The organism is Mesorhizobium sp. P2_D6 (assembly GCF_056404315.1).
Genome location: NZ_JBFUEG010000010.1, coordinates 105,500 through 121,190 on the forward strand (window position 1 = coordinate 105,500; position 15,691 = coordinate 121,190).

The 15,691-nt window shown below is 63.6% G+C and carries 17 protein-coding genes; 11 read left to right on the top strand and 6 right to left on the bottom strand.

Features of this window, described 5'->3' with window-relative positions; translation table 11 throughout:
• Positions 1-213 precede the first annotated feature (213 nt).
• Positions 214-1,020 (top strand): alpha/beta hydrolase, encoded by an 807-nt coding sequence (locus AC1D1L_RS21540; RefSeq protein WP_477343460.1) that lies wholly within the window; start codon positions 214-216, stop codon positions 1,018-1,020.
• A 3-nt stretch (positions 1,021-1,023) separates the two neighbouring features.
• Here the strand turns inward: AC1D1L_RS21540 and AC1D1L_RS21545 are convergent, their stop codons facing one another.
• The gene (locus AC1D1L_RS21545) at positions 1,024-1,326 is read right to left on the bottom strand and encodes a BolA family protein (protein ID WP_112562201.1); all 303 of its coding nucleotides are present in this window, start codon (positions 1,324-1,326) and stop codon (positions 1,024-1,026) included.
• A 168-nt stretch (positions 1,327-1,494) separates the two neighbouring features.
• Here AC1D1L_RS21545 and AC1D1L_RS21550 point away from each other — a divergent pair, with 168 nt between their 5' ends.
• The 4 genes from AC1D1L_RS21550 to AC1D1L_RS21565 all read left to right on the top strand — a co-directional run bounded on the left by AC1D1L_RS21550 (position 1,495) and on the right by AC1D1L_RS21565 (position 6,166).
• Positions 1,495-2,124: a J domain-containing protein gene (locus AC1D1L_RS21550; RefSeq protein WP_112562202.1), complete on the top strand. Its 630-nt coding sequence runs from the start codon at positions 1,495-1,497 to the stop codon at positions 2,122-2,124.
• Positions 2,125-2,247: 123 nt separating this feature from the next.
• Positions 2,248-3,234 (top strand): cobaltochelatase subunit CobS, encoded by a 987-nt coding sequence (cobS, locus tag AC1D1L_RS21555; RefSeq protein WP_112393311.1) that lies wholly within the window; start codon positions 2,248-2,250, stop codon positions 3,232-3,234.
• A gap of 11 nt (positions 3,235-3,245) precedes the next feature.
• Positions 3,246-5,144 (top strand): cobaltochelatase subunit CobT, encoded by a 1,899-nt coding sequence (gene cobT / locus AC1D1L_RS21560; RefSeq protein ID WP_477263107.1) that lies wholly within the window; start codon positions 3,246-3,248, stop codon positions 5,142-5,144.
• Positions 5,141-6,166 carry an esterase-like activity of phytase family protein gene (locus AC1D1L_RS21565; RefSeq protein ID WP_477343462.1) on the top strand — a complete coding sequence of 342 codons (1,026 nt, stop codon included), beginning with the start codon at positions 5,141-5,143 and terminating at the stop codon, positions 6,164-6,166. The genes cobT and AC1D1L_RS21565 overlap by 4 nt, the downstream gene beginning before the upstream one ends.
• An 11-nt stretch (positions 6,167-6,177) precedes the next feature.
• On the opposite strand, the gene AC1D1L_RS21570 is transcribed toward AC1D1L_RS21565, so the two are convergent.
• The 3 genes from AC1D1L_RS21570 to rpmB form a co-directional block, all read right to left on the bottom strand.
• Positions 6,178-6,852, bottom strand: a complete 675-nt coding sequence (locus AC1D1L_RS21570; RefSeq protein ID WP_477343463.1) for a polyamine aminopropyltransferase — start codon at positions 6,850-6,852, stop codon at positions 6,178-6,180.
• A gap of 4 nt (positions 6,853-6,856) precedes the next feature.
• A complete protein-coding gene (locus AC1D1L_RS21575; protein ID WP_477343464.1) occupies positions 6,857-7,537 on the bottom strand; it encodes a queuosine precursor transporter in 681 nt (226 codons plus the stop codon).
• A 122-nt stretch (positions 7,538-7,659) separates the two neighbouring features.
• On the bottom strand, positions 7,660-7,956 hold the full coding sequence (gene rpmB / locus AC1D1L_RS21580; RefSeq protein WP_023670682.1) for a 50S ribosomal protein L28: 297 nt from the start codon (positions 7,954-7,956) through the stop codon (positions 7,660-7,662).
• 261 nt (positions 7,957-8,217) lie between these two features.
• Between rpmB and AC1D1L_RS21585 the strand changes: the two genes are divergently transcribed.
• From AC1D1L_RS21585 to AC1D1L_RS21595, 3 genes are all read left to right on the top strand, one after another.
• On the top strand, positions 8,218-9,018 hold the full coding sequence (locus AC1D1L_RS21585; RefSeq protein ID WP_477343465.1) for a DUF3108 domain-containing protein: 801 nt from the start codon (positions 8,218-8,220) through the stop codon (positions 9,016-9,018).
• Between the two features lie 87 nt (positions 9,019-9,105).
• Entirely contained in the window at positions 9,106-9,993 is an 888-nt protein-coding gene (gene yddG, locus AC1D1L_RS21590) for an aromatic amino acid exporter YddG (RefSeq protein WP_477343466.1), read from the top strand.
• On the top strand, positions 9,990-10,664 hold the full coding sequence (locus AC1D1L_RS21595) for a lysoplasmalogenase (protein ID WP_477343467.1): 675 nt from the start codon (positions 9,990-9,992) through the stop codon (positions 10,662-10,664). Before yddG ends, AC1D1L_RS21595 begins: the two co-directional genes overlap by 4 nt.
• Here AC1D1L_RS21595 and AC1D1L_RS21600 read toward each other — a convergent pair.
• Positions 10,639-11,079 carry a cupin domain-containing protein gene (locus tag AC1D1L_RS21600; RefSeq protein WP_477343468.1) on the bottom strand — a complete coding sequence of 147 codons (441 nt, stop codon included), beginning with the start codon at positions 11,077-11,079 and terminating at the stop codon, positions 10,639-10,641. The genes AC1D1L_RS21595 and AC1D1L_RS21600 overlap by 26 nt on opposite strands.
• A gap of 25 nt (positions 11,080-11,104) precedes the next feature.
• Positions 11,105-11,872 carry a hydroxyacylglutathione hydrolase gene (gene gloB, locus AC1D1L_RS21605; RefSeq protein ID WP_477343469.1) on the bottom strand — a complete coding sequence of 256 codons (768 nt, stop codon included), beginning with the start codon at positions 11,870-11,872 and terminating at the stop codon, positions 11,105-11,107.
• Between the two features lie 108 nt (positions 11,873-11,980).
• Here gloB and AC1D1L_RS21610 point away from each other — a divergent pair, with 108 nt between their 5' ends.
• The 3 genes from AC1D1L_RS21610 to AC1D1L_RS21620 all read left to right on the top strand — a co-directional run bounded on the left by AC1D1L_RS21610 (position 11,981) and on the right by AC1D1L_RS21620 (position 15,689).
• Complete coding sequence (locus AC1D1L_RS21610) at positions 11,981-12,763, top strand: class I SAM-dependent methyltransferase (RefSeq protein ID WP_352557739.1); 783 nt, start codon at positions 11,981-11,983, stop codon at positions 12,761-12,763.
• Positions 12,764-12,900: 137 nt separating this feature from the next.
• Positions 12,901-14,724 carry an ABC transporter ATP-binding protein/permease gene (locus tag AC1D1L_RS21615; RefSeq protein WP_477343470.1) on the top strand — a complete coding sequence of 608 codons (1,824 nt, stop codon included), beginning with the start codon at positions 12,901-12,903 and terminating at the stop codon, positions 14,722-14,724.
• Between the two features lie 164 nt (positions 14,725-14,888).
• A complete protein-coding gene (locus AC1D1L_RS21620) occupies positions 14,889-15,689 on the top strand; it encodes a DUF1194 domain-containing protein (RefSeq protein ID WP_477343582.1) in 801 nt (266 codons plus the stop codon).
• The last annotated feature ends 2 nt before the right edge of the window (positions 15,690-15,691 follow it).

Sequence of the window (15,691 nt, forward strand, 5' to 3'; positions counted from 1 at the left end):
TCTCCTGAAGGGACAGTGCACCGCACTCCGACATCGGCCTTCGGGGATGCCCGATTCGGCCGAAAATGCTCGCCTAATAAGATACGTGGTGATTGCTGGCGGAGCGTCAAGGAGAGGATTTGTTTTCGCACCGAAAGTTGTCATTTTTGGTTCGTAGATGAGGTGCGTGGCGAGCGTCCGCGCGCTGTCGCCTAAACTTGGCCGGAGATGACGATGATCGATCGACGCAGCTTCATCGCGGCATCCATCGCAGCGATGCTGGCTGCCGGTGGAACGGCAGCTAAGCCGCAGCGCCAGCCGCAACCGCAGACGTTCGACTATGGACCGGCCAAGCTCGACATTTACGCGCCGGCCGGCGCGAAGAACCTGCCGGTGGTGTTTTTCGTCCATGGCGGCGCCTGGCGGTTCGGCAAGCGCAGCCAGGTCGGCGCCAAGCCGGCCTTCCTGCTCGCCAACGGCTTCTGCTTCGTCTCCATCGACTATCGCATGCTGCCGGAAGCCGATGTCGCAGCCGAGGCCGGCGATGTGGAAAAGGCCTACGCCTATGTGCGCGCCAACATCGCCCGGCATGGCGGCGATCCGGACCGCATCGTCGGCATGGGCCATTCGGCCGGCTGCCATCTGATCGCGCTGACCGGCATGCGCGGCGGACTGGCCGGCGTCGCCGCGCTGATCCTCGACGACACCAGGGCCTATGATCTTGCCGCGCTATCCAGGAATGGCGGCATGGTTCGGGCCTATGCGCGTGTCTTCTCCGACCCGGCACAATGGGCGGCTCTGTCGCCGGCGAGCTATGTCGACGGGCGCAAGCATCCGCCGACCTTCATCGCCTATTCGCGCGCCGATGGCCGCGAAGAGCAATCGACGGCCTTTGCCAAGCGCCTGCGCGCCACCGGCACGGCGGTGACGCTGTTCGACGGTAGCGCATACACGCATATGTCGATCAACCATGACTTTGGCGAGGACGGCGATGCGTTGACGGCCGCAACGCTGGCGTTCTTGAAATCGACGGTCGCCTGACGTCTACCACCTGGTCTTTTCGCCTGGGGCTGCCGGTTCGATGGCCAGCGCATGGACGCCGGCCTTCAGCTCCGCCGCCAGCAGTTCGTTGACGGCGCGGTGGCGGTCGATGCGGCTCATGCCGGCAAAGACGGGCGAGACGATGCGGACACGGAAATGCGTCTCGCCGGTGCCGTCATAGGCGCCGTGATGGTCGGAGCCGTGGTGATGGTGGCCGGCATGGAGATGACTTTCATTGACGATAACCAGCCGCTCCGGCGAAAACGCCTTGTTCAGCTTGTCTTCCATGGTCGTCTGTATGGACATCGCCGTTTCCCTTCACCATATCTGCAAGGCGTGATCGGGAAATCGGGATCGATCTCGCCGGGCCGCCTCAAAAATCACCATTCGCCCTGCTTTATGCCGCGATTCAGCGGTTAGGGCGATCATGGCGAAAATGTCAATTCTTGTTTCGCACGTGCGAACAGCCCATAAATGGGTGAGATGAAATCGTACCCCAAATATTTCGAGAAGATTCGGATCCGTCCCGAAAAGGACGCGGAGCTGAAGTCGCGCTCGCCAATCTGCCAGTGGGACGGCTGCAAGGAGGCCGGCACCCATCGCGCGCCGGTCGGTCGCATGAAGGAGGGCGAGTATTTTCAGTTCTGCTTCGACCACGTGCGCGAATACAACAAGGGTTTCAATTACTTCTCCGGCGTGCCGGATACCGAGATCGCCCGCTTCCAGAAGGAGGCGATGACCGGCCACCGGCCGACATGGAAGATGGGCCTCGCCGGCGCTTCGACACGCTCCTCCCCCGATATGGCGCAGATGCGCTCCGGCCGCGCCGGCTATTACAACCGCATGCGCGACCCGTTCGACCTGTTCAAAGGCCCGAAAGACCCGCGCGAGGCGCGCGAACGCAAGGCCAAGCCGCTTGAGGCCAAGGCGCTGGAAACGCTTGGCCTTGATACAAAGGCGACTGGCAAGGACATCAAGGCGCGCTATAAGGAACTTGTGAAGCGCCACCATCCGGATGCGAATGGCGGCGACAGAGGTTCGGAAGACCGGTTCCGCGATGTGCTGCAGGCCTATCGCGTGCTCAAGCAGGCGGGTTTGTGCTGAGCGACCCAACGGTTCGTGTCGTTTTCCAACTTTCATAAGGGTGGAAAAGGCTCTAAGACCGCCCCCGGACAAAATCGATTGCCGGCGAAATCAGGCTTTTCGCCCGTGGAGACGTGGATAGAGATGAACAAGGTCGATCGCGACATCGCCAATTTGCCGGACACGACGGTGTCGGTGAAGGAAAAATTCGGCTTCGAGTCCAAGATGGTGGTGCCGGCCTATTCGGTAACATCAGAGCATGTGCCGGACATCGATCCGGACTATCTGTTCGACAAGGCGACGACACTGGCGATCCTTGCCGGCTTTGCCTACAACCGCCGCGTCATGGTGTCTGGCTATCACGGCACCGGCAAGTCGACCCATATCGAACAGGTCGCCGCCCGCCTCAATTGGCCTTGCGTGCGCGTCAACCTCGACAGCCATGTCAGCCGTATCGACCTCGTCGGCAAGGACGCCATCGTCGTCAAGGACGGCTTGCAGATCACCGAATTCCGCGACGGCATCTTGCCCTGGGCCTACCAGCACAATGTCGCGCTGTGCTTCGACGAGTATGATGCCGGCCGTCCCGACGTGATGTTCGTCATCCAGCGCGTGCTGGAATCGTCGGGCCGCCTGACGCTGCTCGACCAGAGCCGCGTCATCCGTCCGCATCCGGCCTTCCGGTTGTTTTCGACCGCCAACACGGTTGGCCTTGGCGACACCACCGGCCTCTATCACGGCACGCAGCAGATCAATCAGGCGCAGATGGACCGCTGGTCGATCGTCACCACGCTGAACTATCTGCCGCACGACAATGAGGTGAACATCGTGCTGGCCAAGGCCAAGCACTATCGCGACGGCAAGGGCAAGGACATCGTCAACAAGATGGTACGCGTCGCTGACATGACGCGCTCGGCCTTCATCAACGGCGACCTGTCGACCGTGATGAGCCCGCGGACCGTGATCACCTGGGCCGAAAATGCCGAGATCTTCGGCAATATCGGCATGGCGTTCCGGCTGACCTTCCTCAACAAGTGCGACGAGCTGGAGCGTTCGGTGGTGGCCGAGTTCTACCAGCGCGCCTTCGGCGAGGATCTGCCCGAGAGCGCCGCCAACGTGGTGCTGGGCTAAGCAGAGCCTCGATGGCGGGTCCGGGCGACAACACGCGCAACAAGTCGAAAACGGGCTCTGAAGCCGACAGCTTCAAGCGCGCTGTCACCGTCTGCATGCGCGCCATTGCCGGCGACAAGGAGCTTGAGGTCGGCTTCGCCAAGGACCGGCCCGCCCTTGCCGGCAGTCGTGCCCGCCTGCCTGAATTGCCGAAGAAAGCCTCGAAAGAGGATATCGCGATCACCCGCGGGCTTGGCGATTCCATGGCGTTGAAGCGGGCCTGCCACGATCAGCGCATCCACACCAAGCTGGCGCCGGAAGGCAAGCTGGCGAGGTCGATCTATGACGCCGTCGAGCAGGCGCGTGTCGAGGCGATCGGCAGCCGCGCCATGCAGGGCGTCGCCGACAATATCGGCTCGATGCTGGAGGACAAATACGCCAAGGCCAATCTTGTCGACGTCAAGGACAAGGCCGACGCGCCGATCGAGGAGGCGCTTGCGCTCATGGTGCGCGAGAAGCTGACCGGCCGCCCGATCCCGAAGAGCGGTGAGCGGCTGGTCGAACTCTGGCGCCCCTGGGTCGAGGAGAAGGCCAAGGCCGACCTCGACGGTCTGTCAGCCAAGCTCGGCGACCAGCAGGCCTTCGCCCGCGTCGTGCGCGACATGCTTGCGTCCATGGAGATGGCCGAGGAACTCGGCGACGACCAGGAGACCGAAGACTCCGAGGACAATGACGAGAACCAGCCGCAAGGCGAGGAGCAAAGCGAGGAGGGCGGCGAAGACGATTCCGGCTCCGAGCAGTCGCAGTCCGAGGATGCTGAAGCGTCGGCCGACGACGAACAGTCCTCCGAGACGGAGGCATCAGACGCCACCGCCGACGATTTGTCCGACGATGATGACGCGGACGCCGAAACGCCGGGCGAAGCGCGCCGCAACGACAATCCCTTCACCAATCTGCCGAAGGAAATCGACTACAAGGTCTTTACCACCGCCTTCGACGAGACGGTGGGCGCCGAGGAATTGTGCGAGGAGGAAGAACTCGACCGGCTGCGTGCCTTCCTCGACAAGCAGCTGGCCAATCTCTCCGGCGTCGTCGGCCGGCTCGCCAACCGGCTGCAACGGCGCCTGATGGCGCAGCAGAACCGCTCCTGGGATTTCGACCTCGAGGAAGGCTATCTCGACCCAGCCCGGCTGGTGCGTGTCGTCATCGACCCGATGCAGCCGCTGTCGTTCAAGCAGGAGCGCGATACCAAATTCCGCGACACGGTGGTGACGCTGGTGCTCGACAATTCGGGCTCGATGCGCGGCCGGCCGATCACGGTGGCCGCCACCTGCGCCGACATTTTGGCGCGCACGCTCGAGCGCTGCGGCGTCTCGGTGGAGATTCTCGGCTTCACCACAAGGGCGTGGAAGGGCGGCCAGGCGCGCGAGAAGTGGCTGAAGGACGGCAAGCCGCCGAATCCCGGCCGGCTCAACGATCTGCGCCACATCATCTACAAGTCTGCCGATCATCCATGGCGGCGGGCGCGCCGCAATCTCGGCCTGATGATGCGCGAAGGCCTGCTCAAGGAAAACATCGACGGCGAGGCGCTGCTGTGGGCGCACAACCGGCTGATCGCCCGGCCCGAACAGCGCAAGATCCTGATGATGATCTCGGACGGCGCGCCGGTCGACGATTCGACGCTGTCGGTCAACCCGGGCAACTATCTCGAGCGCCATTTGCGCGCCGTCATCGAGCTGATCGAGACACGCTCGCCGGTGGAGCTTCTGGCAATCGGCATCGGTCATGACGTCACCCGCTATTACCGGCGCGCCGTCACCATTGTCGATGCCGAGGAACTGGCCGGCGCCATGACCGAGCAGCTGGCCTCGCTGTTTGCCGAGGAAAACGCGCGCGACACGCGCCGCGGCGGCTATCGGCGCGCCGGATGATCTCTTTGCGCGGTGGCTTCAGGCAGACGTTTTTCGCCGCCACTGCCTTGTTTGGCGTGGCTTTGGCGCCAGCCATCGCCGCCGGGCCAAGCGCGGTCGAGCCGGTCCAAGTCTCGGCACGCCCGATCAGCGCCTTCCATATAGGCAGCGCCGACAAACAGTTCGGTCCGCTGGAGTTCGTCGGCGGTCTTGAGATGACCTCGACGACGCGCGATTTCGGCGCGCTGTCGGCGTTTCGCTTCCTCAAACCTGGCGGCGATTTCATCGGCGTCGCCGATACAGGCTTCTGGTTTTTCGGCACCATAGCCCACGACGCCGACAAGCGGCCGTCCGGCATCCAGAATTTCCGCATGCAGCAGATGGTCGATGCCTCGGGCCGGCCGATCGACAAGAAATGGCAGGTCGACGCCGAAGGCCTGGCGGTCAAGGATGGCATCGCTACCGTCGGCTTCGAGCGCGACCAGCGCGTCGCCCAGTTCAAGATCGACCCCGACAATATGAAGGCGCCGTTCAAGCAGCTGAACTTCCTGGTTCCGGCCCGGGAACTCAGGCAGAACCGCGGCTTCGAGACCGTCACCCACGCCAATCCTTACGGCCAGCACGAGGGCGGGCTGGTCGTGGTCTCGGAAAAGAGCCTCGACAAGGCAGGCAACATCTATGCCGCCATCATCGAAGGGCCGCACAAGGGCGTCTTCACGGTCAAGCGCAATGGCGATTTCGACATCACCGACGGCGCCTTCCTGCCGGATGGCGACCTGCTGCTCTTAGAGCGCAGTTTTTCGATGGCCGGCGGGGTAAAGATGCGGCTCAGACGCATCTATGGCGAAAGCGTCGAGAAGGGCGCTGTCGCCGACGGACCGGTGCTGATGGAAGCCGATATGGGCTACCAGATCGACAATATGGAAGGGCTCGACGTCTGGACCCGCGACGACGGCGCGGTGATGGTGTCGCTGATCTCGGACGACAACCATTCGATCCTGCAGCGCAACCTCTATCTGGAATTCATCCTGCACAAGGATTGAGAGCAGCAGGCTTATCGCGGGTTGGTTGCGATCCAGATGACGTGGCGCGCCCCGCGCTTGCCATTGGCGCGCGTCTTTACCTCGTCCACGACAAAACCCGCTTGCTTGAGCCTGCGCGTGAAGCCGCTGTCCGGCCCTTGCGACCACACCGCCAGCACACCGCCGGGCTTCAATGCGGCACGCGCCGCGCCGAGGCCGGCGGCGCCGTAAAGGGCGTCATTGCCCTCGTAGACGATGCCTTCGGGACCATTGTCGACGTCGAGCAGGACGGCGTCCCAGGCCGCCTTGTCGGATCTTATGATGTGTCCGACATCGGCCTCGCGGACGCTCACACGGGGATCGTCGAGACAGCCGGCAAAAAGCGCAGCCATCGGGCCGCGCGCCCACGCAATGACCTCCGGGACAAGCTCGGCGACGGTGATGCCTGCGTCTGCGCCAAGTTCGGCAAGCGCTGCGCGCAGCGTAAAGCCCATGCCGAGGCCGCCGATCAGGATTTTCGGTCGGCTGTGTCCGGCAATCCTGTCGCAGGACAGTTTTGCCAGCTCTTCCTCGGAACCGCTGAGGCGGCTGTTCATCAGCTCGTTGGTGCCGAGCATGATCGAGAACTCGCTGCCGCGCTGCTTTAACCGCAGTTCCTGCCCGCCATCCGGTGTTTTGGCCGAATCGAGCTGGACCCAGGGAATCATGGCCTCAAGCGGCCAAGGCCGGCTGGCTCCAGCGGGCGGCGAGCAGCCGGTAGGGGATCAGCGCCACCACGGCGATGATCAGCTTCACCGAGAGATCGCCGAGCGCCCAGGAGACCCAGCGCATGGTCTCGACCGGCAGCACGCCCATCAGCGGCGCCGTCTCCAGCGCAAAGCTGTCGTTCGGGCCGGCGAAGGCGAAGAGGGCGGAAAAGGCGACGCTGAAGAACACCAGCGTGTCAAACACCGAGCCGACCAGCGTGCCGACGATCGGCGCGCGCCACCAGCTCTGCCGGCGCAGCCGATTGAACACCGTGACGTCGAGCAATTGCGCGCAAAGGAACGCCGCACCCGAAGCCGTCGCAATGCGCACCAGCCGGTCGGCTGCGGTCTCGAATTCGATCAGGCCGTGGCGAAACAGGAAGGGCGGGACAAGGATCGAGCAGATCACCGCGGTCATGAAGCCGACAAAAACGATGCGACGCGCCAGGGTCGGGCCGTAGCGGCGGTTGGCAAGGTCGGTGACCAGGAAGGAGAAGGGGTAGGTGAAGGCGCCCCAGGTCAGGATGTCGGCCAGCGACAGGCCGCCGACATGGCCCTGCATCGGGAACTGCACGAGGATGTTCGATGCCACGACGACAAGCGCCATGGCGGCCACAAAGGGCAGATATCGCGAGAAGGAAGTCATTTTTTTATCCTGGGTAATGGAACCAGCCAGGCGCTATCCGAAATGCGGATCGCGCTGCCTTGCAAGTTTTGAGCATCGGATCGCTCCGATGCTCAAGGCGGTCGTCCCCCGCCTTAAAGTCTTCAAGCGGCGGGCTGGTCGGCCAGCTTCTTGGCGATCTGCTTCTTCAAGAGGCGCGCGCGCTGCGACAATTCCTTGGCGTCGGCCTTGGCCAGGAAGGCGTCGAGGCCACCGCGATGCTCGACCGAACGCAACGCGTTGGCCGAAATGCGCAGGCGCACATTCTGGTTCAGCGCTTCCGAAATCAGCGTCACATTGACGAGGTTCGGCAGGAAGCGGCGCTTGGTCTTGTTGTTGGCGTGGCTCACATTGTTGCCGGTCTGGACTGCCTTGGCAGTGAGTTCGCAGGTACGGGACATGGTTCTAACCTTCAGTTCTTTCTAAGCCTGCCAAACCATTTTCGCCCGCGCCGGGCGGCGCGCGGTTTCGGTCAGGCGGCCTTATGGAAAAGTTGGCGTTCCATAGTTGCATTTCGCCGAGGCGTCAAGCTCCGGCTTCCCTCGGGATGCGGCGGTCCTTTCATATAAAGGCCGAAATTCAGCCTATAAGCGGTCGCATAGGGACATGCCAGGCCGGAGTTGCCCATCTGCGGCTTGAAAATTCAAGGAACGATCCCCGCCATGCTTCGTCCGTCACATGCCGTTGTCGCCGTGCTTGCCGCTGCCTTGCCGACGTCAGCCCTCGCCGCCGCACCGGCAGCTGCCCCGCAGTCCTTCAAGGGCGAATACACGGTGTCGTTCCTCGGCCTTTCGGTGGCCAAGGCGAAATTTAACAGCCACTACGAAGGCGATAGCTATTCCATCGACGGCACCGTCTCCAGCGCCGGTATCGCCACTTTGTTCGACGATACGAGCGGCACGATCTCGTCAAAGGGCAAGATCCTGGGCAAGCAGATGCAGCCGCAGGCGTTTCGCGCCGACTACAAGTCCGGCAAGAAGGCTTCTGTGGTCGATATCCGCTTTGCCAATGGCGCGGTTACCGCCACCCAAGTCGTCCCCGAACCGAAAAAGCGCAATCCCAAGACCTGGATACCGCTGGGTGGCAACGATCTGACATCGGTGCTCGACCCGATGGCAGCCACCGTCATCCATGCCGACAGCCTCGACAAGGTCTGCGGGCGCAAGGTGAAATTCTATGATGGCGAGATGCGCGCCGACCTGACGCTGACCTATGCCTCGAAAGGCTCGATCTCGGTCAAGGGCTACAAGGGCGACACCGTCACCTGCAAGATGAGCTTCGAGCCGGTGGCGGGCTACCGAAAGGGCCGCAAGGCGCTGAATTACCTGAAGAACAAGAGCAAGATGATGGTGACGTTTGCACCGCTCGGCCAAACCGGCGTATATGCGCCGATCCACGCCACGGTCGGGACGCAGATCGGCACCTTGACCGTCAGCGCGGGGCGGTTCGAAGCTGTTGAATAATTTGTTTTTACGCAATTCCGGACGGAAAACCGCCGGACACTTTTCCTGGAATTGCTAGAGGCGCCTGGCGCGCCGCCGGAGACGGGCATGGGGCGCGCAACACTGATCGGTTTCTCGGCGGTCGCCATGTGGGCGCTGCTGGCGTTGCTCACCGACGCCTCGGGCGTCGTGCCGCCATTCCTGCTCTCGGCCATCACCTTCACCATCGGCACCGCGGTCGGGCTGGTCGCGCGGCTGTTCATGCCGGGGACAGACAAAAGCCAGAAGATCCCGCGCCAGGTCTGGGTGATCGGCATTGCCGGCCTGTTCGGCTACCACTTCTTCTACTTCACCGCGCTGCGCAACGCGCCGGCGGTGGAGGCAAGCCTGATCGCCTATCTGTGGCCGCTGCTGATCGTGCTCGGCTCGGCGCTGATGCCGGGCGAGAAGCTGGCCTGGAACCATGTCGTCGGCGCGCTGCTCGGGCTGGCCGGCACGGTCCTCATCGTCACCAAGGGCGGCGGTCTTGCCTTCGATGCGCGCTATGCCTTTGGCTACGCTATGGCCGCCGTCTGCGCGCTGCTGTGGTCGTCCTATTCGCTGCTGTCGCGGCGTTTTCCGGCGGTGCCGACGTCGATCGTCACCTGGTTCTGCGCCGCCACGGCAGCCCTTTCGCTCGTCTGCCATCTGCTGCTGGAACAGACGGTGCTGCCCGACGGTCCAGGCCAGTGGCTGGCGGTGCTCGGTCTCGGGCTGATGCCGGTGGGTGCGGCCTTCTATGCCTGGGATATCGGCGTCAAGCGCGGCAACATCCAGGTGTTGGGAGCTGCCAGCTATGCGGCGCCGCTTCTGTCGACGCTGGTGCTGATCGCGGCCGGCGTCGCCGAGCCGTCGCTACGCATCCTTGCCGCCTGCGTGCTGATCACCGGCGGCGCGGCCCTGGCGGCGAAATCGCTGTTTCTGCGCAAGCCGGCTGAGATCGGAGCCAAGGCATGACGATGCCGTTTGCCGGCGGCATCGACGCCAATGCCAATGCGACATTGATTTTTTCGCTGGTGGCGGCGGTGATCTACGCCTTTACCCTGGATATGCGGCCGACGCTGGCCCGCTCGGCGGCAAAGACGCTGGCCGTGGCCATGCTTGCGGTGCTGGCTTTCATGCAAGGTGGTCCGTTGCTGCTCATCGCGGCGCTGGCCCTCAGCGCCGTCGGCGACGCCTTCCTGTCGCGTGACGGCGAGAAGGCCTTCCTCGGCGGGCTGGCTAGCTTCCTGGCGGCGCATATCCTCTATGTGCCGCTCTTCCTGCGCAGCGGCGGCGGGCTGGATGTGCTGGGCACCGAGACATGGCGCGGCGCCATCGCACTCGCCATGGCCGCCTTCGTCGTCGTCATGCTGGCGGCACTCTGGCGCCGTGTCGGTCCCGGCCTGCGAGCGCCGATCGCCGTCTATATCGTCGCCATCCTGGCGATGGGCATCTCGGCGCTGACGCTGAACAATCCGTGGGTCATCGGCGGCGCCGTACTGTTCATGGCGTCGGACGGGCTGCTTGCCGCAGAGAAATTCCTGGTGCCGGCAATTGCGCCCTATCGCGCCGGTATCCGTTATGCGGTCTGGGTGCTTTACTATGCCGCCCAGCTGGCAATTACGCTTGGCTTTTTGCTAAGCTAGGTTCCCAGCCGGGTTCGGCCATTTCGAAGGCGGCGAAGTCGAAGCCCGGCGCCACGGTGCAGCCGACCAGGGTCCATTCGCCGAGGCTGCGCGCGGATTGCCACCAGCCTGCCGGCACTACGATCTGCGGCCGCTCGCCCGCCGCAAGTTCAATGCCGAGCACCTGCTCGATCATGGCACTGCCTTCCTCGCACATCGACAGCGCCAGCGGCGCACCGGCATGGAAATGCCAGACCTCGGCCGCGTCCTTGACCCGGTGCCAGGCCGAAATCTGGTCCTCTTCCAGGAGGAAATAAATCGCCGTCGAATGGCCACGCGCGCCGCCGGCGCCGTCGCGAAAGGTCTCGGCATACCAGCCGCCTTCCGGATGCGCCTTGAGGCCAAGCGTGGCGATGATTTCAGCGGCGCTGGTCATGGCTGCTCCCTGAATGTCACGATGGTCAGAAATTGTCCTTGCGCTTGCGAATCTCGGCAAACACGTCGGCATCGCTAGCCTTTTCCATGCCGAGATGCTTGCGGATCGCCGGGTCGTGCCAGCGCAGGAACGGATTGGTCGACAATTCCTCGCCAATCGTGGTCGGCAGCGTCGCCTTGTTGTCGGCGCGCAGCGTCTCGATCTTGGCGGCGCGCTCCTTCAGCGCTGAATTGGTCGGGTCGACAGTCAGCGCGAAGCGGGCATTGGAAAGCGTGTATTCATGGCCGCAATAGATAACCGTGTCGGCCGGCAGTGCGGCGAGCTTCTTCAGCGATTCATGCATCACCGGCGGCTTGCATTCGAACAGCCGGCCGCAGCCGAGCGCGAACAGAGTGTCAGCGGTGAACGCTACTTTCGAGGCCGGCAGGTAATAGGAGACGTGGCCCGCCGTGTGGCCGGGCGTGGCGATGACATCAATCCGCTCACCGCCGAGATGGACGACCGAGCCTTGGCCGACGGTCTCGTCGATGCCGGGGATCTTTTCCTTTTCCGCCTCCGGTCCGACGATGCGCAGCTTGAAGCGCTCCTTCAGCGCCAGATTGGCCTCGACATGGTCGACATGGTGGTGGGTGGTCAGGATCAGCGTCGGCTTCCAGCCGGTTCGCTCGATCACGGCCAGGATCGGCGCTTCTTCGGGCGCGTCGATGATGGCGGTCTCGCCGCTCTTGGGGTCATGCACCAGCACGCCGAAATTGTCGCTGCGGCACATGAACTGTTCGATTTCGACCGGCATTTCATCTCTCCATCTGTCGCCGCAGACATAGGGCGCTTGCCCGCCGATGTCATCCGGAACTTGGCACCTTTGTTGAACTTCAGCGGCATCGCAGCTACCGTCCCGCGCATGCATTCCGATATTGTCGATCTCCGTTCCTTCTATTCGACCACGCTCGGCCGCCTGGCCGAACGCTCGATCACCATGGCGCTGTCCTCGATATGGGCTGCCGTGCCCAATGAGCGGCTGGTCGGGCTCGGCTATACCTTGCCGTGGCTGGAGCGGTTCGGCACCGATGCCGAGCGGGTCTTTGCCTTCATGCCGGCCACCCAAGGTGCGGTGGTCTGGCCGGCGAGCGGGCCGACGTCGACGGCGCTGGTCTTCGACGAGGAACTGCCGCTGGTCGATTCCTGCATCGACCGCATGTTGCTGGTGCATTCGCTGGAGCATGTCGAAAACCCGCGCGAGACGCTGAACGAGATCTGGCGGGTGTTGTCGCCGGCGGGGCGTGTCGTCATCGTCGTGCCCAACCGGCGCGGCGTCTGGGCCCGGTTCGAGCACACGCCGTTCGGCAATGGCCGGCCGTTCTCGCGCGGCCAGCTCACCGAATTGCTTCGCGAGGCGAATTTCACGCCGGCTTCCTGGTCCGACGCGCTGTTCTTCCCGCCATCGCCGCGGCGCTTCATGATGCGGTTCCACAATGTGCTGGAGCGCGCCGGCAGGCGGTTCTGGCCGATCTTTTCCGGCGTCATCGTGGTCGAGGCGCAGAAGCGGCTCTATCAGGGCGTGCCGGTCGCCCAGCGCGCCTCGCGCCGCGTCTTCGTGCCGGTGCTGTCGCCGCACGGCGCGACAAGGCTTGGCCGCCGCGCTGAAGGGGTGACATCGACCAAGCGTCAGGTGACACCTTCGTGATCACGATTAAAACTGGTGTTGCGTGGGGTTTTCCCACCTATCTGTCGCAGATGCATTCACAGGCCGTTTGAGCTGCGGATGCCTTCAAGTCCCTCCATTCGGTTTAAGCACCGCTGTTGAACGCAAGGATTCAGGTCATGGCTGATCAACCGGACGCGAACGCCACAGCCCAGCCGGTAACCGTTGAGGCCAGCAGCCTGCGCGATCAGGTGGCGACGATCAAACGGGCTTTGGTCGGGTCGCCGGTGCGCAAATGGCTGGTGTGGACGTCGGTCGGCATCATGGCGGTCATCGTCGCGACGTCGATCGGCCAGGTTCTGCTCAACCGCTGGAACCAGCCCTTCTACGATGCGCTGGCGCGCCGCGACATGGCGGCCTTCCTGCACCAGCTCATGATCTTTGCAATGATCGCCGGCACGCTGCTGGTGCTCAACATCGCTCAGACATGGCTCAACCAGATGATCCGGCTGAAGCTGCGCGAGGCGCTGACGCTCGACCTGATCGACCAGTGGATGCGGCCGGCGCGGGCCTTCCGGCTGGCCAATGCCGGCGCCATCGGCGTCAATCCCGACCAGCGCATGCAGCAGGATGCCGCGCACCTGTCCGATTTGACGACGGACCTCGGCGTCGGCCTGCTGCAATCCTTCATCTTGCTGGTGTCTTTCGTCGGCGTGCTGTGGCAGCTATCGTCGGGCTTCGTCTTCCACATCAATGACTGGTCGCTGGCGATACCGGGCTACATGGTCTGGGCAGCGTTCCTCTATGCCGGCATCGCCTCATGGCTGAGCTGGCTGGTCGGGCGGCCGCTGATCCGCCTCAACAGCGATCGCTACACGCGTGAGGCCGAGCTGCGCTCCTCGATGGTGCGCGTCAACGAGAATGTCGACGCCATTGCGCTCTACCATGGCGAAGCCGACGCCAAGCGCCGGCTCGAACTCGACCTCGGCATGGTGCTGGGCGCCATGCGGCGCATCTACACCGCACAGATCAACCTGTCCTGGGTGACCGATACCTATGGCTGGATCACCGTCGTGGCGCCCATCCTGGTGGCATCGCCGGTTTATTTCTCGGGCGATATCAGCTTTGGCGGGCTGATGATGGCGGTCGGCGCCTTCAACCAGGTGCATTCGTCGCTGCGCTGGTTCATCAACAACATCGGTGGCATCGCCGACTGGCGCGCGACGCTGATGCGCGTTGCCGACTTCCGCATCGCGCTCGATGAAACCGATGTGCTGCACGACAAGGAAAAGCGCATTGAATTCGGCGACAACGCCAATGGCAGCCTGACGTTCGAAAAGCTCCAGGTGGCCTCGTCGGAGGGCTGCACCAAGCTTGCCGACAGCCACGTCGAAATCCATCCCGGCGAGCGCGTCATGATCACGGGCGAGCCCGGCGCCGGCAAGACGCTGTTCTTCCGCGCCATTGCCGGCCTGTGGCCATGGGGCAGGGGGCGGATCGGCCTACCGGCTGGAGAAACCCTCATCTTCGTGCCGCGTGTCCCATATTTGCCGGCCGGCACGTTGCGAGAGGTGCTCAATCATGCGAACGGGCATGCGCCCGCTAACGATGCCGACATTTCGGCCGTGCTGGCCGAGGTTGGTCTTGAACGGCTGTCATCGTCGCTCGACCGCGTGGGGCGCTGGGACCATGAGTTGGCCGATGACGAACAGCGCCTACTGGGCGTGGCCAGGCTCGCGTTGCGGCGGCCGAAATGGGTGATCATCGACGAAGCGATGGATGCGTTTGACGGACCCTCGCTGAGGCGAGTGCTGGCGATGCTGGAAAAGCATCTGAAGGGAGCCGCGATCATCAATATCGGGCGCGGCCAGCACAACACTCAGTTCTTTCCGCGCGGCCTGACGATCGTGAAAGATTCCGGTGCGCCGGCGCTGAAGCCCGCTCGCGTGAGGGCCGGCGCCATCGACCCGCCGCCGAGAGGGGCTCGCCCGCGAAAGGAGTAGCCTAAAGCGCGTCGCATTTGAAAGGATTCACGCGACGCGCTTTAGGTCTTTGTTTCATGCATGTCGTTCTCTCAAAACCGGGGCCACTTTTGAGCGACATGCATTAGGCTTTATTTCGCCGCGATCGCGGCGAAGATTCCGGTGGAAACATCGTGGGTCCGGCCATGCTCGACGCGCTCAGCCTGTTTGCCTGCCTTGCCTGCACTCCGGTCACGCCCGTGGCAGCCCCGGCCAATGCCGTTGCCGTCGATGTAGAGCTGGTGCTGGCCGTCGATATCTCGCAGTCGATGGATGAGCGGGAGTTCGCCCTGCAGCGCGCCGGCTATGTCGAGGCGCTCAGGCATCCCGATTTCATCAAGGCCGTGCGCTCGGGCACGACCGGCCGCATCGCGCTTGCCTATTTCGAATGGGCAGGCGTCGTGCGCGAGGATGGCGTCATCGCCTGGCAGGTCATCGACAGCGCAGAGAGCGCCGACGCCTTCGCCGACAAAATAGCCGCGCGGCCGTTCCGCAGCTTTCGCGGCACCTCGATTTCCGGCGCGCTTGCCTTCGGCGCCGGGCTTTTCGACAGCACCGGCTTCGACGCGCCACGCAGCGTGATCGACATCTCCGGCGACGGCCCCAACAACACCGGGCTGCCGGTCGCCACCACACGCGATGCCGCGGTGGCCAAGGGCATCGTCATCAACGGTCTGCCGATCCTGATCAGCCCGTTACCGACCTTCAGCCATCTCGACCAGTATTATGACGACTGCGTCACTGGTGGGCCCGGCTCTTTCGTATTGCCGATCTACGCGGCCTCCGAATTCGCCACCGCCATACGCCGCAAGCTTATCCTGGAGGTGAGCGGCATTGCCGATGCGACCGTGGTAACGATCGACGCGGCCGCACCGATAGACTGCCTGCAGGGCGAACGCGACCGGCGGTTCTATTCCGATCCGTATTTCCCGGAACTCGATAAGTGAGA